Annotated in this window: 19 protein-coding genes and 1 rRNA gene; 16 read left to right on the top strand and 4 right to left on the bottom strand. The window is 71.4% G+C overall.

The features are described from left to right. The 7 genes from rrf to recN all read left to right on the top strand — a co-directional run. A 5S ribosomal RNA gene (gene rrf / locus ABFJ78_RS45375) occupies positions 1-75 on the top strand; the annotation flags it as partial. Positions 76-171: 96 nt separating this feature from the next. Continuing rightward, positions 172-2,334, top strand: coding sequence for a hypothetical protein (locus tag ABFJ78_RS45370; protein WP_436393639.1), 2,163 nt, complete (start codon positions 172-174; stop codon positions 2,332-2,334). Then, positions 2,327-3,292 carry an HAD-IIA family hydrolase gene (locus ABFJ78_RS45365; RefSeq protein ID WP_436393638.1) on the top strand — a complete coding sequence of 322 codons (966 nt, stop codon included), beginning with the start codon at positions 2,327-2,329 and terminating at the stop codon, positions 3,290-3,292. The genes ABFJ78_RS45370 and ABFJ78_RS45365 overlap by 8 nt, the downstream gene beginning before the upstream one ends. A gap of 17 nt (positions 3,293-3,309) precedes the next feature. Beyond that, positions 3,310-3,501 carry a hypothetical protein gene (locus ABFJ78_RS45360; RefSeq protein ID WP_364464766.1) on the top strand — a complete coding sequence of 64 codons (192 nt, stop codon included), beginning with the start codon at positions 3,310-3,312 and terminating at the stop codon, positions 3,499-3,501. A gap of 5 nt (positions 3,502-3,506) precedes the next feature. Then, on the top strand, positions 3,507-4,334 hold the full coding sequence (locus ABFJ78_RS45355) for a TlyA family RNA methyltransferase (RefSeq protein ID WP_436393637.1): 828 nt from the start codon (positions 3,507-3,509) through the stop codon (positions 4,332-4,334). Next, positions 4,331-5,257 (top strand): NAD kinase, encoded by a 927-nt coding sequence (locus ABFJ78_RS45350; protein WP_436393636.1) that lies wholly within the window; start codon positions 4,331-4,333, stop codon positions 5,255-5,257. The genes ABFJ78_RS45355 and ABFJ78_RS45350 overlap by 4 nt, the downstream gene beginning before the upstream one ends. A gap of 90 nt (positions 5,258-5,347) precedes the next feature. Then, positions 5,348-7,129 (top strand): DNA repair protein RecN, encoded by a 1,782-nt coding sequence (recN, locus tag ABFJ78_RS45345; protein ID WP_436393635.1) that lies wholly within the window; start codon positions 5,348-5,350, stop codon positions 7,127-7,129. Between the two features lie 168 nt (positions 7,130-7,297). On the opposite strand, the gene ABFJ78_RS45340 is transcribed toward recN, so the two are convergent. Next, entirely contained in the window at positions 7,298-7,744 is a 447-nt protein-coding gene (locus ABFJ78_RS45340; protein WP_436393634.1) for a MarR family winged helix-turn-helix transcriptional regulator, read from the bottom strand. A 66-nt stretch (positions 7,745-7,810) separates the two neighbouring features. Here ABFJ78_RS45340 and ABFJ78_RS45335 point away from each other — a divergent pair, with 66 nt between their 5' ends. From ABFJ78_RS45335 to ABFJ78_RS45320, 4 genes are all read left to right on the top strand, one after another. Beyond that, positions 7,811-8,797, top strand: coding sequence for a zinc-binding alcohol dehydrogenase family protein (locus ABFJ78_RS45335; RefSeq protein ID WP_436393633.1), 987 nt, complete (start codon positions 7,811-7,813; stop codon positions 8,795-8,797). Further along, complete coding sequence (locus tag ABFJ78_RS45330; protein WP_436393632.1) at positions 8,794-9,969, top strand: DUF1266 domain-containing protein; 1,176 nt, start codon at positions 8,794-8,796, stop codon at positions 9,967-9,969. Before ABFJ78_RS45335 ends, ABFJ78_RS45330 begins: the two co-directional genes overlap by 4 nt. Positions 9,970-10,057: 88 nt before the next feature. Beyond that, the gene (gene steA, locus ABFJ78_RS45325; RefSeq protein WP_436393631.1) at positions 10,058-11,242 is read left to right on the top strand and encodes a putative cytokinetic ring protein SteA; all 1,185 of its coding nucleotides are present in this window, start codon (positions 10,058-10,060) and stop codon (positions 11,240-11,242) included. After that, on the top strand, positions 11,239-12,189 hold the full coding sequence (locus ABFJ78_RS45320) for a copper transporter (protein WP_436393630.1): 951 nt from the start codon (positions 11,239-11,241) through the stop codon (positions 12,187-12,189). Before steA ends, ABFJ78_RS45320 begins: the two co-directional genes overlap by 4 nt. A gap of 3 nt (positions 12,190-12,192) precedes the next feature. Here the strand turns inward: ABFJ78_RS45320 and ABFJ78_RS45315 are convergent, their stop codons facing one another. The 3 genes from ABFJ78_RS45315 to ABFJ78_RS45305 all read right to left on the bottom strand — a co-directional run bounded on the left by ABFJ78_RS45315 (position 12,193) and on the right by ABFJ78_RS45305 (position 15,675). Then, positions 12,193-13,458 carry an alginate lyase family protein gene (locus ABFJ78_RS45315; protein WP_436393629.1) on the bottom strand — a complete coding sequence of 422 codons (1,266 nt, stop codon included), beginning with the start codon at positions 13,456-13,458 and terminating at the stop codon, positions 12,193-12,195. Positions 13,459-13,549: 91 nt separating this feature from the next. Beyond that, a complete protein-coding gene (locus ABFJ78_RS45310) occupies positions 13,550-14,257 on the bottom strand; it encodes an aspartate/glutamate racemase family protein (protein ID WP_329045286.1) in 708 nt (235 codons plus the stop codon). Continuing rightward, positions 14,254-15,675 (bottom strand): NCS1 family nucleobase:cation symporter-1, encoded by a 1,422-nt coding sequence (locus ABFJ78_RS45305; protein ID WP_436393628.1) that lies wholly within the window; start codon positions 15,673-15,675, stop codon positions 14,254-14,256. Before ABFJ78_RS45305 ends, ABFJ78_RS45310 begins: the two co-directional genes overlap by 4 nt. 139 nt (positions 15,676-15,814) lie before the next feature. Between ABFJ78_RS45305 and ABFJ78_RS45300 the strand changes: the two genes are divergently transcribed. From ABFJ78_RS45300 to ABFJ78_RS45280, 5 genes are all read left to right on the top strand, one after another. Continuing rightward, the gene (locus tag ABFJ78_RS45300; RefSeq protein ID WP_436393627.1) at positions 15,815-16,483 is read left to right on the top strand and encodes a GntR family transcriptional regulator; all 669 of its coding nucleotides are present in this window, start codon (positions 15,815-15,817) and stop codon (positions 16,481-16,483) included. 184 nt (positions 16,484-16,667) lie between these two features. After that, complete coding sequence (locus ABFJ78_RS45295; RefSeq protein WP_436393626.1) at positions 16,668-17,858, top strand: S53 family peptidase; 1,191 nt, start codon at positions 16,668-16,670, stop codon at positions 17,856-17,858. Between the two features lie 235 nt (positions 17,859-18,093). Continuing rightward, positions 18,094-19,254, top strand: a complete 1,161-nt coding sequence (locus ABFJ78_RS45290; protein WP_436393625.1) for an acyltransferase — start codon at positions 18,094-18,096, stop codon at positions 19,252-19,254. Positions 19,255-19,345: 91 nt separating this feature from the next. Further along, positions 19,346-21,046: a CTP synthase gene (locus tag ABFJ78_RS45285; RefSeq protein WP_436393624.1), complete on the top strand. Its 1,701-nt coding sequence runs from the start codon at positions 19,346-19,348 to the stop codon at positions 21,044-21,046. Further along, positions 21,043-21,672 (top strand): NUDIX domain-containing protein, encoded by a 630-nt coding sequence (locus ABFJ78_RS45280; protein ID WP_436393623.1) that lies wholly within the window; start codon positions 21,043-21,045, stop codon positions 21,670-21,672. The genes ABFJ78_RS45285 and ABFJ78_RS45280 overlap by 4 nt, the downstream gene beginning before the upstream one ends. The last annotated feature ends 55 nt before the right edge of the window (positions 21,673-21,727 follow it).

Raw genomic sequence — 21,727 nt, 5'->3', positions numbered from 1 at the left:
AACCCGGAAGCTAAGCCTGACAGCGCCGATGGTACTGCAACCGAAGGGTTGTGGGAGAGTAGGACACCGCCGAACTTACTTTACGTACGGCCCGTTAGGATAGCCAGTTGGCTGCCCTAGCGGGCCGTACGCGTATGTCCGGAACAAGATTTTTTCACGGCAGGAGGCCAGGTGTCCGAGTTCGGTCGACGAGACTCAGCGGATGATGGGTCCGGCCGGTCGGCACGCCGGGACGAAGGCTCCCGGGGCCGATCGGACGCACCCCGGAAGAACCAGGGCGGCGCGCGGCAGGACCGCGGCGGCCGCGACAGCGGTTACCAGGGCCGGCCGCGCCGCGACGACCGCGGAGTCCGCGGCGGCGGCAAGCCGTTCCGCGGCGGCGACGGTCCCCGTGACCGCGACCAGCGCGGAGGTTACGCAGGTCAGGGCCGCGGCACGAGCGACCGCGACGACCGTCGCGGCAACTTCCGCGACGGCGCCCGCGACTCCGGTGGCCGGCCGGGTGGCAGCCGGTACTCGGGTGGCCCGGGCCGGTCCGGAGACCGCGACACCAACCGCTCCGGCGGGCGCTACGAGAACTCGGGCCGAGGCCAGGACGACCGCGCCGGCCGCCCCCAGGGCAAGTCCTCGTACGGAGACCGCAAGCCGCGCTGGGAGGACCGCAGCGGCGGCTCCCGCGCCGGCTCCGACTCCCGCGGGAGCTACCAGCGTCGCGACGACGACCGCAGCCGCGGTGGCTCGGACTCGCGTGGCGGTTACCAGCGCCGCGACGACGATCGCGGCCGTGGCAGCTCGGACTCGCGGGGTGGTTACCAGCGCCGCGACGACCGTGGCAGCTCCGATTCGCGTGGCAGCTACCAGCGCCGCGACGATGACCGTGGCCGCCGCGGCTCCGACTCGCGCGGCAGTTACCAACGGCGCGATGACGACCGCGGCCGTGGAGGCTCGGAGTCGCGGGGGAGTTACCAGCGCCGCGACGACCGTGGCAGCTCCGATTCGCGTGGCAGCTACCAGCGCCGCGACGATGACCGCGGCCGTGGCAGCTCGGACTCGCGGGGTGGTTACCAGCGCCGCGATGACGACCGCGGTGCCCGCACCGGTGGCTTCAAGCGCGAAGACCGCGGCGGCTACCAGCGCCGGGACGACGACCGCGGCGGGTTCAAACGGGACGATGACCGGAGCCGTGGCAGCTCCGACTCCCGCGGCAGCTACCAGCGGCGGGACGACGATCGTGGCCGCAGCGGCTCCGACTCGCGCGGCAGTTACCAACGGCGCGATGACGACCGCGGCCGTGGTGGCTCGGAGTCGCGGGGGAGTTACCAGCGCCGCGACGATGACCGTGGCCGCAGCGGCTCCGACTCGCGCGGTGGCTACCAGCGTCGCGACGACGACCGTGGCGGGTTCAAGCGGGACGATCGCGGTGGTTCCGACCGCCGCGACGACCGCCGTGATGACCGCGGCCAGACCGGCGGCTCCAAGCGCGAGGACCGCGGCGGTTACCAGCGCCGCGACGACGACCGCGGCCCCCGCACCGGCGGCTACAAGCGGGATGACAAGCGTGACGACAACCGGCGCGACCGGCCCCGTCGCGACCCGCAGCCGCGCGTCGGCGCTCCGCTCGACGACGAGGCCCTCGCCAAGGAACTCCTCGAAGCCCCGGAACTCCCCGAGGACATCGAGTTCTCCGACCTCGACGAGGAGGCCCGCCGCGAGCTGAGGACCCTGCCCAAGGGCCTGGCCGAGACCGTCGGGAAGCACCTCGTCGCCGCCGGGGGGCTCGTCGACTCCGATCCCGAGGCCGCGCTCGAGCACGCCAAGTACGCCAAGGCCAAGGCCTCGCGCGTGCCGATCGTGCGGGAAGCGCTCGGGCTCGTCGCCTACCACGCCGGCAACTGGTCGGAAGCCCTCTCCGAACTGCGGGCCGTCCGGCGGATGACCCGCAGCGACGACCACATCGCCATCATCGCCGACGCCGAGCGCGCGCTGGGCCGGCCCGAACGCGCCCTCGACCTGGCGAAGGAGGCCGACAAGGCCAACCTGAGCAAGGCCGTCCAGGTCGAGCTCGCCATCGTCGCGGCCGGGGCGCGGCGTGACCTCGGGCAGCTCGACGCCGCCGTCGTCTCGCTGCAGGGTGACGACCTCAAGGCCGGCAAGCGCGACCCGTGGAGCGCTCGCCTCTTCTACGCCTACGCCGACAACCTCGTCGCCGCCGGGCGCAAGGACGAGGCCGTCCAGTGGTTCCTCAACGCCGCCGAAGCCGACGCCGAGGACGAGACCGATGCCGCCGAACGGGCGGCGGAGCTGGCCAACGAAAAGAACGACTCGGATGAGTGACGCTCTGCTCGCGGCCTACGACGCGGTCCTGTTCGACCTCGACGGCACCGTCTACCACGGCGCCCGGGTGATCCCGGGCGCCCCGGAGACGGTGCGGGCCGCGCGGGAGCACGGCACGCCCGTCCGGTTCGTCACGAACAACGCGTCCAAGGCCCCGGCCGAGGTCGTCGACCACCTCACCGGCCTCGGCATGCCCGCCGACGCCGGTGAGGTGCACACCAGCGCCCAGGCCGGCGTGCAACTGCTCAAGGAGCGGCTCGAGCCCGGCGCCGAAGTCCTCGTCGTCGGGACCGGGTCGCTGTCCGCCGAGGTCGCCCAGGCCGGCCTGACGCCGGTGCGGGAGAACGGCGACGGCGTCCAGGCGGTCGTCCAGGGCCACTCGCCCGACAACACCTGGGCCGCGCTGGCCGAAGCCTGCCTCGCGATCCGCGCCGGCGCGCTCTGGGTGGCCTGCAACGTCGACGCCACCCTGCCCAGCGAGCGCGGGCTGCTGCCCGGCAACGGCTCGATGGTCGCCGCGCTGCGGACCGCCACCGACGTCGAGCCGCTCGTCGCCGGGAAGCCGGAGCCGCTGCTGTTCGAGACCGCCGCGCGGTCGGCGGGTGCCGAAAAGCCTCTCGTCGTCGGCGACCGGCTCGACACCGACATCGCCGGCGCGGTCGCCGCGGGCATCGACTCGCTGGTCGTCCTCTCCGGTGTCGCGACGCCGGAGCAGCTGATCAAGGCCATCCCGGCCGAGCGCGGCACCTACCTCGCGAAGGACCTCACCGCGCTCACCAGCCCGGCCGACGACCTGAGGATCGGCCCTCGCCCGGGGTGGACCGTGACCGTCGAGCACGGCATCCTGACGGCGAAGGGCGACGGCGACGACCTGGACCTGCTCCGCGCGCTCTGCCACACGGCCTGGGAGACCGGCGTCACCGAACTCGGCGAGGACGCGAAGGCCCGGCTGCGCTGACTGCTACCGTTCGTAACGTGCATCCCTATCCCGTCCCGGGCCCGCCGCCCGGTTCGTTCTCGCAGCAGACCGACCCACGGGCCGGCATCGACGAAGCCGTCGCCGGGCTGGACGACCTCGACGCGCTGCCGCTCGCGGAGCACGTCGAGCGGTTCGACGCCGTGCACACCGAGCTGACGGTCGCCCTCTCCAGCATCGACAAGGTCTGACCACGGTGCCCAAGCGGGCGCGCCTCGACGCGGAACTGGTTCGGCGCGGCCTCGCCCGGTCGCGCGAGCAGGCCTCGGCCCTGATCACCGCCGGCAAGGTCACCGTGCGCGGCATGGTGGCCGGCAAGCCCGCCACCGGCGTGGAGTCCGACGCGCCCATCGTCGTCAAGGACGAGGACGACCCCGGCTGGGCCTCCCGCGGCGCGCACAAGCTGCTCGGCGCCCTGGCGGCGTTCGACGGCCTGGACGTCGAAGGCAAGCGCTGCCTCGACGCCGGCGCGTCCACCGGCGGCTTCACCGACGTCCTGCTCCGCAACGGCGCCGCGACCGTGATCGCCGCCGACGTGGGCCGTGGCCTGCTCGACTGGCGGATCCGCACCGACGAACGTGTAGTCGTCATGGACCGCACCAATGTTCGCAACCTCTCTCCCGAGGACCTCGGCGGCCAGGTCGACGTCGTCGTCGGGGACCTCTCGTTCATCTCGCTCAAGCTCGTCCTGCCCGCGCTCACGGCGTGCGCGCGGGAAGGCGCCGACCTCGTGCCGATGGTGAAACCGCAGTTCGAAGTGGGCAAGGACCGGCTCGGCAGCGGCGGCGTCGTCCGCGATCCGGAGCTGCGCGCCGAATCCGTGCTCACCGTCATCGACGAAGCCGCGAAGCTCGGGCTCGCGCTGCGCGGCGTCACCGCGAGCCCGCTGCCGGGGCCGTCGGGGAACGTCGAGTACTTCGTGTGGCTGAAGAAGGAACACGTGGCCGAGTCCACTGTGGACGCGGTAGACAGGTCTGAGGCCGAGCGGCTCGTCCGAACCGCCGTCGAGGAAGGGCCCGCATGACCACCGAACGTGAAGTGCTCCTCATGGTGCACCCCGATCGCGAAGCGACGGGCGAAGCCGCGCGCGAGGTTTCCGCGCGCTTCGCCAAGGCCGGCATCCGGATCCGGGTGATCGAGCACGACGTCTGCGCGCTGATCAACCCCGACGAGCACGGCGTCGGGTCGACCTGCACCGTCGTGGACCCGGACGACAACCCCGCCGAAGGCGTCGAGCTCGTCTTCGTCCTCGGCGGCGACGGCACACTGCTGCGCGCGGCCGAGCTGGCCCGCCCGGCCGGCGTGCCGGTGCTCGGCGTGAACCTCGGCCGCGTCGGGTTCCTCGCCGAGGCCGACTCGGACGCGCTGGCCGACACCGTGCAGCGCGTCGTCGACGGCGACTACCAGGTCGAACCGCGGATGACCATCGACGTCACGGTCACCCACGACGGCGAAGAGCTCGCCCGCGCCTGGGCGCTCAACGAGGCCAGCGTCGAGAAGAGCACCCGCGAGCGGGTCCTGGACGCGCTGATCGAGGTCGACGGGCGCCCGGTGTCCGCGTTCGGCTGCGACGGTGTGCTGTGCGCCACACCGACCGGTTCGACGGCGTACGCCTTTTCGGCGGGCGGCCCGATCATCTGGCCCGACGTCGAGGCGCTGCTGGTCGTGCCGAGCAACGCGCACGCGATGTTCTCGCGGCCGCTGGTCGTCTCGCGGGACTCGGTGATCACCGTCGGGATCGACCCGGACGGCTCGCCGGCCGTCCTGACCTGCGACGGCGGGCGGCTCATCGAGCTGCCGCCGGGCGCGCGCGTGCGGGTCACGAACGGCAAGACACCGGTGCGGCTGGTCCGCCTGTGGGACGGGCCGTTCACCGACCGCCTGGTCCAGAAGTTCTCGCTGCCGGTGAAGAGCTGGCGGGAGCGGCACGCGCGTCCCTGCGACTGAGGACCGCTCGGCGATTCATTCGAACATATCGGCGACTCGCCGGGTGCCCGCGCGCGCAGAGTGTCGGTGGGGGCCGCTACCGTAGGCGGCGTGCTGGCCGAGATGCGCATCCAGGGCCTCGGAGTCATCGAGGACGCCCTGCTGGAACTGCACGCGGGCTTCACCGTCGTCACCGGTGAGACGGGTGCGGGAAAGACCATGGTCGTCACCGGGCTGCACCTGCTGTCCGGGGGCCGGGCCGAGGTGTCCAAGGTCCGGACGGGGATGCTCAAGGCGTTCGTCGAAGGGCGGTTCACCTATTCAGGGGTCGAAGGCGCCGAGCGGATCGTCGCCGAGTCGGGCGCCGACGTCGACGAGGACGGCAGCGTCATCGCGCTGCGGGCCGTCGCCGTCGACGGGCGCTCGCGCGCCCACCTGGGCGGCCGGTCGGTGCCGGTCGGCGTGCTCGCGGAGCTGTCCGAACAGCTGATCGCGGTGCACGGGCAGAACGACCAGCTGCGGCTGCTGCGCCCGAGCGAGCAGCGTGACGTCATCGACCGGTTCGCCGGCGACGCGGTGGCGAAGCCGCTGACCGCGTACCGCGAGGTCCGGTCCGAGTGGCTGGCGGTGATCGCGGAGCTGACCGAGCGGTCGACGCGGTCGCGGGAGATGGCCCAGCAGGCCGACCTGCTGAAGCACGGGCTGACCGAGATCGACGCCGTCGCGCCGCAGCCGGGCGAGGACGTCGAGCTCACCACGCAGATCAAGCGGCTCGCCGCGGCCGACGAGCTGCGCGCGGCCGCGACCGAGGCGCACATCGCGTTGTCGGGCTCGCCGGACGGCGACCCGGACGCCCCGAGCGCGATGGGCCTGGTTTCCGAGGCGCTGCGGCGGCTTTCGACGTCCGAAGACGCGGTGCTGCGCGAGCTGGCGCCGCGGCTGGAGGAGGCGTCGACGCTGCTGACCGACGTCGGGTCGGAGCTGGGCGGCTACGTCGAGACGCTGGACGCCGACCCGGCGCTGCTGGAGAAGGTCCTCGCCCGCCAGGCGGACCTCAAGCGGCTGACCCGCAAGTACGCGGCGGACGTCGACGGCGTGCTCGCCTGGGCGGACGACGCCCGGCGCCGCCTGGAGTCGATGGACACGTCGGAGGAGGCACTGTCGGAGCTGGCGCTGCGGCGCGACCAGCTCGCGGTGCAACTGGCCGCGCACGCGGTCGAGGTGTCCGCGGCGCGCGTCGACGCCGCGGCGTCGCTGGCCGAGGAGATCACCCGCGAGCTGTCCGGGCTGGCGATGGGGCAGGCGGCGATCGAGGTGACGGTCGAGCAGCGCCCGGCCGAGCACGGCGACACGCACGCGCTGACCCTCGACGGCCGCGCGGTGCACGCGGGCCCGGACGGCGTCGACGACGTCGAGCTGCTGCTGCGCGCCCACGACGGCGCCCCACCGCTGCCGGTGCACAAGGCCGCCTCGGGCGGTGAGCTGTCGCGGGTGATGCTGGCGATCGAGGTGGTGCTGGCGCACGCGGACACGGTCCAGACGCTGGTGTTCGACGAGGTCGACGCCGGGGTGGGCGGCCGCGCCGCGGTCGAGATCGGCCGTCGGCTGGCCCGGCTGGCGCGCACGCACCAGGTTCTGGTGGTCACGCACCTGCCGCAGGTGGCGGCGTTCGCGGACCAGCACCTGGTGGTGGACAAGGGCCACAGCGGCGGCGTGACGCGCAGCGGTGTGAAGAACCTGAGCCAGACCGAGCGGGTCAACGAGCTGGCCCGGATGCTCGCCGGGATGGACGACACCGAGACGGGCCGCGCGCACGCCGAGGAGCTGCTGGCGACCGCGGAGAAGGCCAAGGCCGAGCCGGCTCCGAAGCCCAAGCGAGGCAAGAAGAAGTAGACGCCGGGCCAGAGGGACGCGGTTCCGGGGAGGGTGGCCGGGGTGCGGGGTGGCTGCTGGGCTTTCGGGGGCTGGCGGAATGAGTTGCGCGCGGCCGGCCGGTAAGAGCCCGGGGCGGTCGGCTGACAGGTCGACCCGGACGGCGGGCCGCCTCTGTTGGGCGGCGGCTCAGCGACCCTCGAGGTCCGCGTTGATCGCGCCGAACACCTCGGCCAGCACTCGCGCCTGTTCCGGGCTCACCTGGTCCGCGAAGTACCGCTTCACGCCCCGCACGTGCGTGGGCCACGCCGCCTCCAGCGCCGCCAAACCCACGTCGGTCAGCACCACCAGCGTTGACCTGCGGTTCGCCGGGTCCACCTCGCGGCGCGCGTAACCGGCCCTCTCCAAGCCGTCCACCACGCGGGTCAAGCCGCTGGTGCTGTGCACCAACGCGTCCGCCAGCTCCTTCATGTGCAGCCGCCGGTCCGGGGCCTCCGACAGCTGGACCAGCGCGTCGTACGTCCGGTGCGTCATGCCGTGCTCGGCTCGCAGCTCCGCGTCCAGCACCCTCAGCAGCAGCGCCGACGAGCGGAGGAATGCCCGCCAGGCCGCGTCGTGGTCCGGGGACAGGCTCATGCCGGGAATACTACTCGCGCGGACAGTTGTTGTGCGGACTGTTCGCTTGCGAAGAAAGGACCCAGGATGCGCGCGGTGGTACTCCGAGAACCCGGTCCCGTCGAGAACCTCGAACTGAAGGACCTCCCGCTGCCCGAGGTGAAACCCGGCTGGGTGCGGATCACCGTCAAGGCGTTCGGGCTCAACCGGTCCGAGCTGCACACCCGGCTCGGGCTCGCCGAAGGCGTCACCTTCCCGCGCGTCCCCGGCATCGAAGCCGTCGGGATCGTCGACGCCGGTGACGGGTTCGAACCCGGGCAGCAGGTCGCCACCATGATGGGCGGGATGGGCCGCACGTTCGACGGCGGCTACGCCGAATACACCGTCGTGCCGAAAAACCAGGTCATCCCCTTCGAAAGCGCCCTGCCGTGGGAGGTCATCGGCCAGGTCCCCGAGACGCTGCAGACCGCGTACGGCTCGCTCACCACCGGCCTCGACCTCAAGAAAGGCCAGACGCTGCTGATCCGCGGCGGGACGTCCGCGCTCGGGTTCGCCACCGCGGCCCTGGCCAAGGACCTCGGCGCCACCGTCTTCGCGACCACACGCCAGGAAGCAAGGCTTCAAACCCTGCGCGACCACGGTGTCGACCACCCGCTCCTCGACGACGGTGACATCGCCGCGCAGGTCCGGAAGATCGCTCCCGAAGGCGTCGACGCCGCCCTCGAACTCGTCGGGACGCCGACCCTGCCGGACACCCTGAACGCCACCCGCGTGCACGGCACCGTCTGCTTCGCCGGCATGTTGTCCAACCAGTGGACGATCTCGAACTTCTATCCGATCGGATACCTTCCCGCCGGGGTGCGGTTGACCGCTTATGGTGGTGAGGCGGACGACCTGCCCGCCTCCGTCCTGCAGCGCCACCTCGACCGGATCGCCGCCGGCGAAACGAGCCTCGGCCCGGCCAAGGTGTACGCGCTGACGGAGATCCGGCAGGCGCACGACGACCTGGAGCACAACCGGACGGCGGGCAAGCTCGTCGTGCTGACCGGCCGAGCGGAGGGAGCCGCCCCGTGATCCTGCCGCCGCCCGCCGACGTCGAAGCGCAGCTGGCCGCCGCCCGCCGCGACGGCGACCTGGACCGCTACCTCGGCCTGCTCGCCGGGGAAGAGCTCTTCGTCCCGATCCGGCGGGTGGACGCCCACAGCATCCTCGACGAGCGGGCGGAGACGTTCCCCAACGTCTACTTCGAGACGGGCGGCGACGAGTTCCTGCAGGTCTTCACCCGCGGCGCGCTGCCCGACCTCGGCCCGGACGTCGTCGCCATGAGCGGCGCGCTGGACTGGGCGGTCGACGGCGTCGGGCGGCACGAGCGGGTCGTGTTCAACCGCGGCACCCGCGGCGAGTGGCGGCTGCCCGGCGCCACCCTGCAGCCGTGGCTCGACGCGCACCACGACGACGTCGTCCCGCTGGAGGAGCAGGTCGAACGGCTGATCACCGCGCCGTACGGGCACCTCGAAGGCCCGATCGCGCACGCGCTCGCGTGCGGCGCGCACTTGGCCGTGCTCAACGCGGCGCCGTGGAACGTCCTCGACGCGCGCCGGCACGACTACGTCGCCGAGGTGCGGGGCCTGCGGGACTGGTGGGGCGTGCCGGACCCGCCGGCCTGGCGCGCGACGATGGCCGACCTGATCGGCGACGGCTACGCGCTGACGCCGGGCAACCTCGTGCTCATGCTGCGCCTGCGGTTCGCCGCGGAGTTCGGGCTGACCAGCGGCGAGTTCGACCCGCTGACCTGGGCGGAGCTGGTGGACCGGTGGTGCGCGGAGAACGACGCGGCCGACCAGGCCGACGAGCTGCGGCACACCGTCCGCCGGGTGTCGCGCTGCGAGCAGCGCTTCCGGGCCGACGGCCTGGTCGACGCGGACGGCTTCGTCACGACGGCGCTTTCGTGGGACGTCGGCCGCGCGGTCAACATCGCGCGGTGGGGGCTCGCGGCCGGCTACTGCGACGCGCTGACCGCCGAGCTGATGGTGCTCGAAGCGGGATCGCTCGCGCGTCGCTACCACCAGTCATGGGCCGACCTGTCGGCCGGCTACCTGATGGGCCGGGTGCTGCACGCCGAGGACGACGAGTTCGGCGAGTGGTATCCGGCGGCCGTGCGGGTCCACCACCAGCTCCTTCAGGACCCCGGCAGCCCCTGGGTGAACCTCGATTTCGGGTCGCTGTCGGAGGAGTCGGACGCCTGACCCGTGCGGGGGAGGTCACCACAACGGGTCACCCCGGCTACGGCGTGGCGAGCATCGTCCCACGAGCAAATTTGTCACCATCGGCCACATGAAGCTCACCGGCCTGCTCACGCGGAACCAAGAACCCCTTCCGGGGATCACCGGCGTCGCCCGCGTGGACCGCCGCACCCGGGAGCTGCTGCGCCGGATCAGTCCCGGCGACATCGTCGTGCTCGACCAGCTGGACCTCGACCGCCAGACGGCCGACGCCCTGGTCGAGGCGGAGGTCGCCGGCGTGGTCAACGCGTCGCCGTCGATCTCCGGCCGGTTCCCGAACCTGGGCCCGGAAATCCTGATCGGCGCCGGCATCCCGCTGGTCGACTCGGTCGGCAGCGAGCTGCTGCGGTCGATCAAGGACGGCACGAAGCTGCGGTTGCACGACGGCGTCGTGTACGTCGGTGAGCGGCAGGTCGCCTCCGGGATCGAGCAGACCGCCGACAGCGTCGCCGACCAGATGATCGAGGCCAAGGCCGGGATGTCGACGCAGCTGGAAGCGTTTTCGGCCAACACCATCGAGTTCCTGCGCCGCGAGCGCACGCTGATCCTCGACGGCGTCGGCGTGCCGGAGCTGAAGGTGGCGCTGCGCGACCGGCACGTGCTGGTCGTCGCGGGTGGCAACGGGCACGCCGAGGACCTCAAGAAGCTCAAGAAGTACATCGCCGAGCACCGGCCGGTCATGGTCGGTGTCGACGCCGGCGCCGACACGCTGCGCGTGCAGGGGTACAAGCCGGACGTCGTCGTCGGCGACCCCACCGGCATCGGCACCGCCACCCTGCGCGGCGGCGGCGAGGTCGTGGTGCCCGCCCAGCCCGACGGGCACGCCCCCGGTGTCGAGCGGATCCAGGACCTGGGCATCGGCGCGGTGACCTTCCCCGCGACGGGCAACGCCGAGGACCTCGCGCTGCTGCTGGCCGACGCGCACGGCGCGAGCCTCGTCGTCACCGTCGGGTTCCAGGCCACCCTGCGCGAGTTCCTCGACCACGGCCGGTCCGGGTCGAACCCGTCGACGTTCCTGACCCGGCTGAAGCTCGGCACGAAGCTCGTCGACGGCAAGGCGGTCGCGACGCTGCACCGCAGCCGCGTGTCGATCGGCGCGGTGGTGCTGCTCGTGCTCGCCGCGGTCGTGGTGGTCGCCGCGGCCCTGCTGGTGTCCGACGTGGGCTCGGTCTACCTGGACTGGATCAAGGACACCTGGAACTCGTTCACCGCCTGGGTCAAGGGATTGTTCACGTGATTTCGCTGCGCTACCACGTCGTTTCCATCGCCGCCTGCTTCCTCGCGCTGGCCGTCGGGGTCGTGCTCGGCTCGACGGCGCTGAACGGCACGCTCCTGTCGGGCCTCGCGGGGGAGAAGAAGGATCTCGGCAGCCAGGTCTCCGACCTCGAGGCGCAGCGCAACGCGCTCAACGCCCGGCTGGCCGACGCGGACGCGTTCGCCGGCTCGATGGGGCCGAAGGTCGTCGCGGGCGCGCTGGACAAGCGGACCGTGGTGCTCGTGACCACCGAAGACGCGCGCCCGGCCGACCGGGACGCGCTCAAGCAGCTGATCGGCCAGGCCGGGGCTTCGGTGACCGGTGAGGTGCAGCTGACGTCCGCGTTCGCCGACCCGGAGAAAGCCGACCAGCTGCGCGACGTCGTCACGCGGCTGCAGCCCGCCGGCTCGAAGTTCCCGACCGCGGGCGACTCCGGCACGCTCGCCGGGGCGCTGCTCGGTTCGGTGCTGCTGCTGGACAAGACCACGGCGAAGCCGCAGTCGTCCGGCGAGGAGCTGGCGGCCGCGATCGGCGGGCTCACCGACGGCGGGTTCGTCAAGGCGGGCGGGGACGTCAAGCCGGCGCAGCTGGCGATCGTCCTGACCGGCGCCCAGGCGACCGGCGACGGCGCGGGCGACCGCGCGGCGACGATCGCCCGGTTCGCCACGCAGCTCGACCGCTCCGGCGCCGGCACGGTTCTCGCGGGCGACGCCGGTTCCGCGGACGGCACCGGCGCGCTGGGCGTCGTCCGCGCGGACACCTCGGCGACGTCGATCCTGTCCACTGTGGACAACGTGGACAGCTCGGCCGGGCGGGTCAGCACCGTGCTGGCGTTGAAGGAACAGCTCGACGGCGGGGCCGGGCGCTACGGCATCGCCGGTAACGCGACCGCGCCCGCCCCCGGCGTCGGTGCCCCCAACGGCAACTGACGCTTACTTCAGCGGCGGGTCCAGCGGGAAGCAGGACACCCGCACCGGCCACGTGTCCCCACCCGCGGGCAAGGGCATCTGCTTGAGCGCGGCCGCCGCGTCCGAATCGTGGGCTTCTTCGGCCGCGGCGTGGAAGATGTCGGCCGCGATCGACTGGTCGAACACGCCGATCTGCTGGTGCGGCCAGGCTTCCGCGCCGTGCAGCGCGCCCGGGATCAGCTGGTCGACGATCTTCCGCAGCGTCACCCCGTTCGGCGCCCGGTACTTCCAGACGTCGACGCCGAGGTTCTTCCCGACCTCCGCCAGCCGGCCCCACGCGGTGAGGTTGAAGTTGACGTAGTGCCACGACATCGTGCGTGAGAGTTCGAGGGGCTGGCTGCCGTCGGCGGCGAACTGCACCGGGAACCGCTTCTGCTCCGCGTCGAGCACGATCTTCCGGGCCGCGTCGCGGTGCCCCAGGTACGCGGAGATCGTCGCGTTCTGCATGTCGAGGAACGTGCCGTGGTTGTTGGTGGCGGCCAGTTCCAGCTTCGCCTGCGGGCTGGTCTGCATCCAATCGAGGTACTGCGTGAGCCACGTCTTCATGCCGGAGCGGTCCTTGCCGGTCCAGCCGGGCGCGCCGCCGTCGAGCAGCGCGAACACGTCCATCAGCTGGCTGAACGACTGGGTCGAGTCGATGATCCCGGTACCGCTGATCGTGGTCTTGCACGGGATGATCTGCGAGTACGTCATGTTCGGGTTCATCCGCGTGGCCGGGTCGAGGAACCAGGTCCGGATGTCCAGCGCCGCCCGCTTCGCGTACTTCGCGTCGCCGGTGTAGTACCAGGCCAGCGAGAGGTAGTACATCGCGTCCCACGCCCACATCCGGTAGGTGTGGTCGGTGATCGCGTCGGCCTCCGGGTTGCGCTGGCCGTCCTTGCTGACGTACGGGCAGCCCTGCGGGTTCTCCGGCGTCTTCGGCTGGCTGGCCCACCAGTACGGCGCTTGGCTCGTGTAGTCGTGCTTGTCGCCGCTCGGTGGCGCGGACGGCTTGTCCATGACCGACCACGGCCCGGCGGTGAGCGCGGTGTTCGCCTTGGCCAGCACGGCTTTCAGCGCGTCCTGCTGGGCCTTGGTCGCATGACCACTGCGGATCGCTTGCTTGATCGTGGCGAGCTTGGCGCCGTCGGTGACGATCGTGTGCGGTGGCGACGCGGCCACCGCCGTCCCGCTGATCGGGACCAGGAGCATGCTCGCGCAAACCGCCAGCGCGCCAAAGGCCTTTCGCACGTAGACCGCCTTTCGGAGACGTCGAAGTCCCCACGTCGTCACCGGGCGGCGGTACGGCTGCAGGGATTCTGACGTCTCGGCGCGGCGAGTGTCAATCAGGCCAGGTGCGCCGCTTGTCCAACGGCCGCGCGTACGAGCCCGCGCGGCTGGTCTTCAACCCCAACGCCACCAGGGATTCCGCGAGCCGGACCGCCGCCGCGACGCCGTCGATGACCGGGATGTCCAGCATCGTCGCGATCTTCCGGTCCAGGCCGGTCATCCCGGCGCAGCCGAGCACGAGCACCTCCGCGCCGGCGTCCCGCGCGCGGCGGCCGGCGGTCAGCAACGCCGACTCCGTGCGACGCTCGTCCGTCAGCTCCAGCACGCCGAGCCCGGCGCCGGTGACCGTGACGCAGTTCTGCGCGACGCCGGCCGCGTGCAGGCTGTCCTCGATCAGCCCGCACGTCCGGTCCAAAGTGGTCACAACGCCGTAGCGGCGGCCGAGCAGGCAGGCCAGGTGCGCGGCGGCTTCGGTGATGTCGACGACCGGGACGTCCAGCAGTTCGCGGGCGCCTTCGCGGCCGTGCTCGCCGAACCCGGCGAGCACCACCGCGTCGAACGGTTCGTCCAAGCCCCGCAACAGGTCCAGCACGGCCGCGGCGGACAGGAAGCTGTCCAGCCAGCCCTCGGCAGACTCCGGGCCCCAGCGCGGTGTCCGGGCGAGGATCTCCGTGCCGGGACTCGCGGCCGCGCGGGCCCCGGCTTCGATCTCCTTAGTCATCGCCTCGGTGGTGTTGCAGTTGGTGACGACGATCCTCATCGGTGCTTCCTCGAGACCGTGTAATACAAAGCCGCCGAGGACGCCGTGCCGATGAACCACGAGTACGGCGCGGCCGGCGCGAAGAACGGCACCAGCGCGATGACGGCGGACAACGCCGCGGTCGGGAAGAACGTCACCAGCGCGCGGGGGTTCACCCGCGGGTACGCGCCGCTGTCGACGAACAGCTGGGCGACGTCGACCTTGCCGCGCCGGATCAGGTAGTAGTCGACGATCATGATCCCGAACAGTGGGCCGAGGAACGCGCCGAGCCCGCCGAGGAAGTAGTTGACCACTGCCGGCGAGGAGTACAGCTTCCACGGCAGCACGCACAGCGCGGCGACCGCGCTGATCATCCCGCCGATGGTGAAGGTGATCCGCTTCGGCCAGATGTTGGCCAGGTCGTAGGCGGGGGAGACGAAGTTGGCGACGATGTTGACGCCCATGGTGGCGATGGCGAACGTCAGCGCGCCGATGATCAGCACCGGCGTGTTGTGCACCTTGGCCAGCAGTTCGGCCGGGTCGGTGATGGCCTCGCCGAACACCTGCATGCTGCCGGCGGTGACGATCACCGACAGCAGCGCGAACGCCGTCGAGTTGATCGGCAGGCCCCAGAAGTTGCCGCGCTTCACCGTCTTCTGGTCCGGGGCGTTGCGGGAGAAGTCGCAGAAGTTCAGCATCAGCGTGCCGTAGGTGGCGAGGATCAGCCCGGCCGCGCCGAACCACTGGCGGATCTGCTCGCCCGTGGAGAGCTGTTTCGGGCTGCTCGTCAGGGAAATGTGCCAGTTGCCGGCGGCGAGGATCCAGACCGCGAGCGCGATCATGACGACCCAGATCGCCGGCCCGCACCAGTCCTGGAACTTGCGGACCGACTCCATGCCGCGGGTGAGGATGAGCGCCTGGACCGCCCACAGTGCGATGAAGCAGATCCAGCCGAGCGCGTGCAGGCCGAGGAAACCGTGCTCGGTCCACGGTTTCAGGCCCGGGTCGATGGTGAGCACGAGCAGCGTGATGGCCACGCTCGCGAGGTAGGTCTGGATGCCGTACCAGAAGATCGCGATGATGGCGCGGATGAGCGCGGGCAGGTTGGCGCCGAACGTGCCGAAGCTGATCCGCGCGACGACCGGGAACGGCACGCCGGTGCGCTGGCCGATCCGGCCCATCAGGTTCATGCCGACGTAGATGATCACGAAGCCGAACAGCAGGGCGGTGAACACCTGCCAGGCGGACAGGCCGAGCACGAACAGCCCGGCGGCGAAGGTGTAGTTGCCGAGGTTGTGCACGTCCGACATCCACAGCGCGAAGATGTCGTAGACCTTCCAACGGCGTTCTTTCGCCGGCGCGAGGTCTTCGTTCCAGAGCCGGGGATCCGGCGGCGGGCTGGTCTCTTGCTGGGAGTCGGTGAGCGGGGCGGCGGTCAAAGCGGGCCTCCGATCGACGTGCGGCGACGGCGATTTGGGATACCAAAATTTGGCATCCCAAATATCACCCCGAGGTCCGCCGCCGTCAACCCTCCGGCCCGTAAACTCGTGTTACAAGCGTGTTGAGGGGAGGGGGCCGGTGACCACGGCGAGCGAGCGGCAGCCTCTCGCGGCCACTCGGCAGCGGGTGCGCGACGAGCTGCGCGAACGGATCCTGACCGGCCGCCTCCGCCCGGGCGACCGGCTGGTCGAGCGCGAGCTGGCCGAGGACCTCGGGGTCTCCCGGGTGCCCGTCCGCGAGGCCATCCGCAGCCTCGAGGCCGAGGGGTTCCTCGTCGAGCAGTCGGCGCGCCGGATCGTCGTCCGGCAGCTCGCCCGGGTCGACGTCGAGGAGCTGTTCGACGTCCGGGAAGCCCTCGAAGGGCTCGCGGCGGGGCGCGCCGCCGAACGGGCGGGCGCGGCGGAGCTGAAGCGGCTCGAGCGGGTGCTCGCCGACGCCGCCCGTGTGACCGCCCGCGGCGACGCGGCCCGGATCACCGTGCTCAACTCGCGCTTCCACGACGAGATCGTCGCCATCGCCGGCAACACGCTGCTGACGACGATGCTGCAGCCCCTGCAAGGCAGGCTCCGCTGGCTCACGAGCCAGAACGAGCATTGGGCCGAACTGCTCGACGAGCACCGCCGGCTCTACGACGCCATCGCGTCCGGCGACGCGGACCGGGCGCACGCCGAAGCCGTAGAGCACGTGCGGGTCAACCGCGAGGTGACGCTGAAGTCCCTCTTCGGCGCTGACGAAGCAGCGGGCTGACCGTTACCCGCAGTAGCGCCGCGGCGAAGTCCGGTTTGGCGAGGATTGCCGCTGTGCGCCCGGATTTTCCACCGTTGGGAGCAACCGAGACACGACTTTGGTCTGTGTCACCCGGCTGAACGGCTGCTTACTGTCTTCGCTCACCGGTCCCGCCGACCGGGTCCCCACCTCCCGGAGGTTCACTGTGCGTAGAGCGACAGTATTCGCCGCAGCCTTCACCCTCGCCCTCACGACGGCCGGCGTCGCCGAGGCGGCACCCGCGCAGCACGGGCACGTCCAGCGCGTCTGCTCGGCCGCCCCGGCCGGGTACGCGGCCTGCAACGCCTGGATCGACACCGACCACGTCGCCGCCGCGGCCGCCACGCCGTCCGGGCTCGGCCCGGCCGACCTGCTCTCCGCGTACAACCTCGGCTCCCTTTCCGGCAGCGCGGGCGCCGGCCGCACCATCGCGATCGTCGACGCCTACGACGCCCCGACGGCGTTCTCGGACGTCAACGTCTACCGCGCCCAGTACGGCATCCCCGCGCTCGCCTCGTGCACGCCGTCTTCGGTGGACGCGAGCACCACGCCGTGCTTCGCGAAGTCCGACCAGAGCGGCGGGACGTCCTACCCGCGCAAGGACGGCGGCTGGGCCCAGGAGATCTCCCTCGACGTCGACATGGCCTCGGCGATCTGCCCGAAGTGCAACATCCTGCTCGTCGAAGCGAGCTCGGCCGGCATGGCCAACCTCGGCACCGCCGTGAACACCGCGGTCCGGCTCGGCGCCGAGGTGGTCAGCAACTCCTACGGCGGCGGCGAGTACTCCGGCGAGACCACCGACGAGGGCAAGTACTTCAACCACCCCGGCGTCGCCATCACGGTCAGCTCCGGTGATTCCGGTTACGGCGTCGAGTTCCCGGCGGCGTCGCGCTACGTCACCGCGGTCGGCGGCACCAGCCTGAAGAAGGCGTCGACCGCCCGCGGCTGGACCGAGACCGCGTGGAGCGGCGCGGGCAGCGGCTGCTCGGCCTACGTCGCCAAGCCCTCGTGGCAGACCGACAGCGGGTGTTCCCGGCGCACCGTCGCCGACGTCAGCGCCGTCGCCGACCCGGCCACCGGAGTGGCGGTCTACGACAGCACGGCCTACCAGGGCCGCAGCGGCTGGATGGTGTTCGGCGGCACCAGCGTCGCGGCGCCGGTCGTCGGCAGCGTGTACGCGCTCGGCGGCGTGAGCGGGGTCAGCGGCGCCAACACGGCGTACTCGCACACCTCTTCGCTTTACGACGTGAGCGGCGGCAGCAACGGCTCGTGCGGTGGCACCTACCTCTGCACCGCCGTCACCGGTTACGACGGCCCGACCGGCCTCGGCACCCCGAACGGGGCCGGCGCGTTCTGAGCGTTCGCGGCTAAGGGCCATCACGTGGGTGTCGTCACGCCCGGGTGGTGGCCCTTCACGCTGAGCACTAACATGATCACAGGAACGATGCATCCCGAGCGGGAGTGGCATATCCGACAGCCCGGCAGGGGCCCGCCAACAGGCGCCGCCCAGTGCCTTCATGGGAAATTCACAGAATGGGTGGCAAGTCTGACAACGTGAACCACGCCGACGACGGTGCCGGAACGGCGGCACGATGACGACTGCCCAGGCCACTCTCGAAGCGCCTTCCCGGATCGCGAGACCGGGTGGGAAAGCGCCGTACCTGCACCAGATCGACCTGTTCCGGCTGGTCACCTTCGCCTGCGTGATCCTCATCCACGTGGTGGGCGCGACGAACTTCGCGCAGGACGTCGGGGCCAACGCCGTCGAGACGCCGCTGCACTTCACGCGGGAGGCGTTCTTCGCGCTCACCGGGTTCGTGCTGGTGTTCCAGAACCGCGGCCGCGAGATCACCCCGGGCGACTTCTGGCGCAAGCGGCTGCCGCTCGTCGCGACGCCCTACCTGGCGTGGTCGATGTTCTTCTGGGCGTTCTCGCTGGTGACCGGCACGCAGCAGCCGGGGTCGCTCGAGGCGTCGATGCGCCTGCTGCTCAAGGACCTCGTCACCGGCGGCGCCTGGTACCACCTGTACTTCCTGCTCGTGACGATGCAGGTGTACCTGCTGTTCCCGTGGATCATGAAGCTGCTGCGGGCGACCGAAGGCAAGCACAAGTGGCTGCTGCTCGGCAGCGGGGTGCTGCAGGCCGGCGTCACGCTCTTCATGACGTACCAGCCGTTCGGTGTCAGCTACGAGACGATCACCCACCTGTACGCCACCGTGCTGCCGTACCAGTTCTACACGCTGTTCGGCGCCGTCGTGGCCATGCACTTCGAGACCGTGCACGCCTGGGTCGGCCGGCACCGGCTGCTGCTCGGCGGCCTGCTCGTGGCCGTGCTGGCCGGCACCGAGTGGGTCTACCTGCGCACCGTCCACAGTGGAACGTTCCCGCAGGTGGCCAGCGACCCGTTCCAGCCGTACCTGATCCCGTGGTGCGTCACCGTCATCGCCGCGATCTACGCGTTCGCCACCTGGTGGTCGGGCCGGCGCCGCGAGGGCAGCCGCGGCGCCCGCCTGGTGTCCTGGGCGGCGAACCGGTCGTTCAGCATCTTCCTCGTCCACCCCCTGGCGCTGGCCCTGCTCGGCCCGGTGATCCCGGTCGTGGCGGAGCACTTCGGCGCGCCCTGGCTGAGCGTGGTCATCTACCTGGCGACGATCGTGTCGACGATCCTGATCGTCGAGGCCCTGCGCCGGCTCCCCGGCAGCCGCGCGCTCACCGGCCGCCCGCGGCTGCGGCCGGCGAAGGCCACCGCCTGATCCGCCCCCGAAAGGGTGGTCAGGAGCACAAAAGGCGGTTCGGGCATGTCACAGCGCGCGGATCCGCGGACTTGGGATATGCTGGCGGCCCGTGGGACTTCAGTCACGGGCTACCAAGTACGTTTTTGTCACCGGAGGCGTTGCCTCCTCTCTGGGTAAAGGACTCACGGCTTCCAGCCTGGGACAACTCCTTACCGCGCGCGGGCTTCGCGTCACGATGCAGAAGCTCGATCCGTACCTCAACGTCGACCCCGGGACGATGAACCCGTTCCAGCACGGTGAGGTGTTCGTCACCGACGACGGCGCCGAGACCGACCTCGACATCGGGCACTACGAGCGCTTCCTCGACCGCGACCTCGACGGCAAGGCCAACGTCACGACCGGCCAGGTCTACTCCGAGGTGATCGCCAAGGAGCGCCGCGGCGAGTACCTCGGCGACACCGTGCAGGTCATCCCGCACATCACCGACGAGATCAAGGCCCGGATCACCGCCGCGGCCGAGCCCGACGAGGCCGGGAACGCCCCGGACGTCGTGATCACCGAGGTCGGCGGCACGGTCGGCGACATCGAGTCGCTGCCGTTCCTGGAAGCCTGCCGCCAGGTCCGCCACGACGTCGGCCGCGACCACTGCTTCTTCCTGCACGTCTCGCTGGTGCCGTACCTGGCGCCGTCGGGCGAGCTCAAGACGAAGCCGACCCAGCACTCGGTCGCCGCGCTGCGCAACATCGGCATCCAGCCCGACGCGCTGGTCTGCCGGGCCGACCGCGAGATCCCCGAGGATCTCAAGCGCAAGATCGGCCTGATGTGCGACGTCGACACCGAGGCCGTCATCGCCTGCCCGGACGCGCGGTCGATCTACGACATCCCGAAGGTGCTGCACGGCGAGGCGCTCGACGCCTACGTCGTCCGCCGCCTCGGGCTGCCGTTCCGCGACGTCGACTGGACGGTGTGGGGCGACCTGCTCGACCGGGTGCACAACCCGAGCGAGATCGTGCGGATCGCGGTCGTCGGCAAGTACATCGACCTGCCGGACGCCTACCTGTCGGTCACCGAGGCCCTGCGCGCGGGCGGGTTCGCCCACCGCGCCAAGGTCGAGATCGTCTGGGTCGCCTCCGACGACGCGCAGACCGCGTCCGGCGCCGCGTCCGTGCTGTCCGATGTGGACGGTGTGCTGATCCCGGGCGGGTTCGGCATCCGCGGCATCGAGGGCAAGGTGGGCGCGATCGAGTACGCCCGCACCCGCGGCGTGCCGCTCCTCGGCCTGTGCCTCGGCCTGCAGTGCATGGTCATCGAGGCCGCCCGGCACCTGGCCGGGATCAAGGACGCCGGGTCGTCGGAGTTCGACGAGAACACCACGCACCCGGTGATCTCGACCATGGCCGACCAGCGCGACGTCGTCGCGGGCGAGCGGGACATGGGCGGCACCATGCGGCTCGGCGCGTACCCGGCCAAGCTCAAGGCGGGTTCGCAGGTCGCGAAGGCGTACGGCACCACCGAGGTGTCCGAGCGCCATCGCCACCGCTACGAGGTGAACAACGCCTACCGCAAGCAGCTCTCGGACGCCGGCCTGGTCTTCTCCGGCACGTCGCCGGACGACCGCCTGGTCGAGTTCGTCGAGCTGCCCGCCGACAAGCACCCGTTCTTCGTCGGCACCCAGGCGCACCCGGAACTCAAGAGCCGCCCGACCCGGCCGCACCCGCTGTTCAGCGCGTTCGTCAAGGCCGTCGTCGACCGCAAGGTCGCCGAGCGGCTGCCGGTCGAGCTGCCGGAGGCGCCGGTGGCGGCCCGATGACCGCCCCGGGCGAGCACGAGTTCAGCGTCGCGTCCAGCCGGGACGTCCACATCGGACGCGTCGTCGGCCTGCGGATCGACGACGTCGTGATGCCGGGCGGCGACACCGCGGTTCGCGAGGTGATCGAGCACCTCGGCGCGGTGGCGATCGTCGCGCTGGACGAGGAGGAGCAGGTCACGCTGATCCACCAGTACCGGCACCCGATCGGGCACCGGCTGTGGGAGCTGCCGGCGGGCCTGATCGACCACCTCGGCGAGGACCCGGTGGGCACCGCTCGCCGGGAACTGGTCGAGGAGGTCGGGCTGGCCGCGTCGGACTGGGTGACGCTGGTCGACGTCGCGGCGTCACCCGGCTTCACCGACGAGGTCGTGCGGGTCTTCCTGGCCCGCGGACTGTCCGAAGTGGACCGTGACGTGCTCGGCGAGGAGGAGGCGGACCTGGTGATCCGCAAGTTCCCGCTCGCCGAGGCGGTCCGGATGGCCCTGGCGGGCGAGCTGCTGAACGGCGCCACGGTGTCGGGCGTGCTGGCCACGCACGCGGTGCTCACCGGCGCGGGTTCGGCCCGTCCGGCGGACGCTCCGTGGGAGGACCGCCCGACGGCGTTCGCCAAGCGCAAGCAGTCCTGACGCCCCGGTTCCGATGTAGTGAATGACTCATTCATGTCGCCTGGCGACATGAATG

This window comes from Amycolatopsis sp. MEPSY49 (assembly GCF_051337345.1).
In the GTDB taxonomy this organism is placed as follows: domain Bacteria; phylum Actinomycetota; class Actinomycetes; order Mycobacteriales; family Pseudonocardiaceae; genus Amycolatopsis.
The sequence above is the reverse complement of the archived record's forward strand: the minus strand, read 5'-3'. Positions and strand labels throughout refer to the sequence as shown.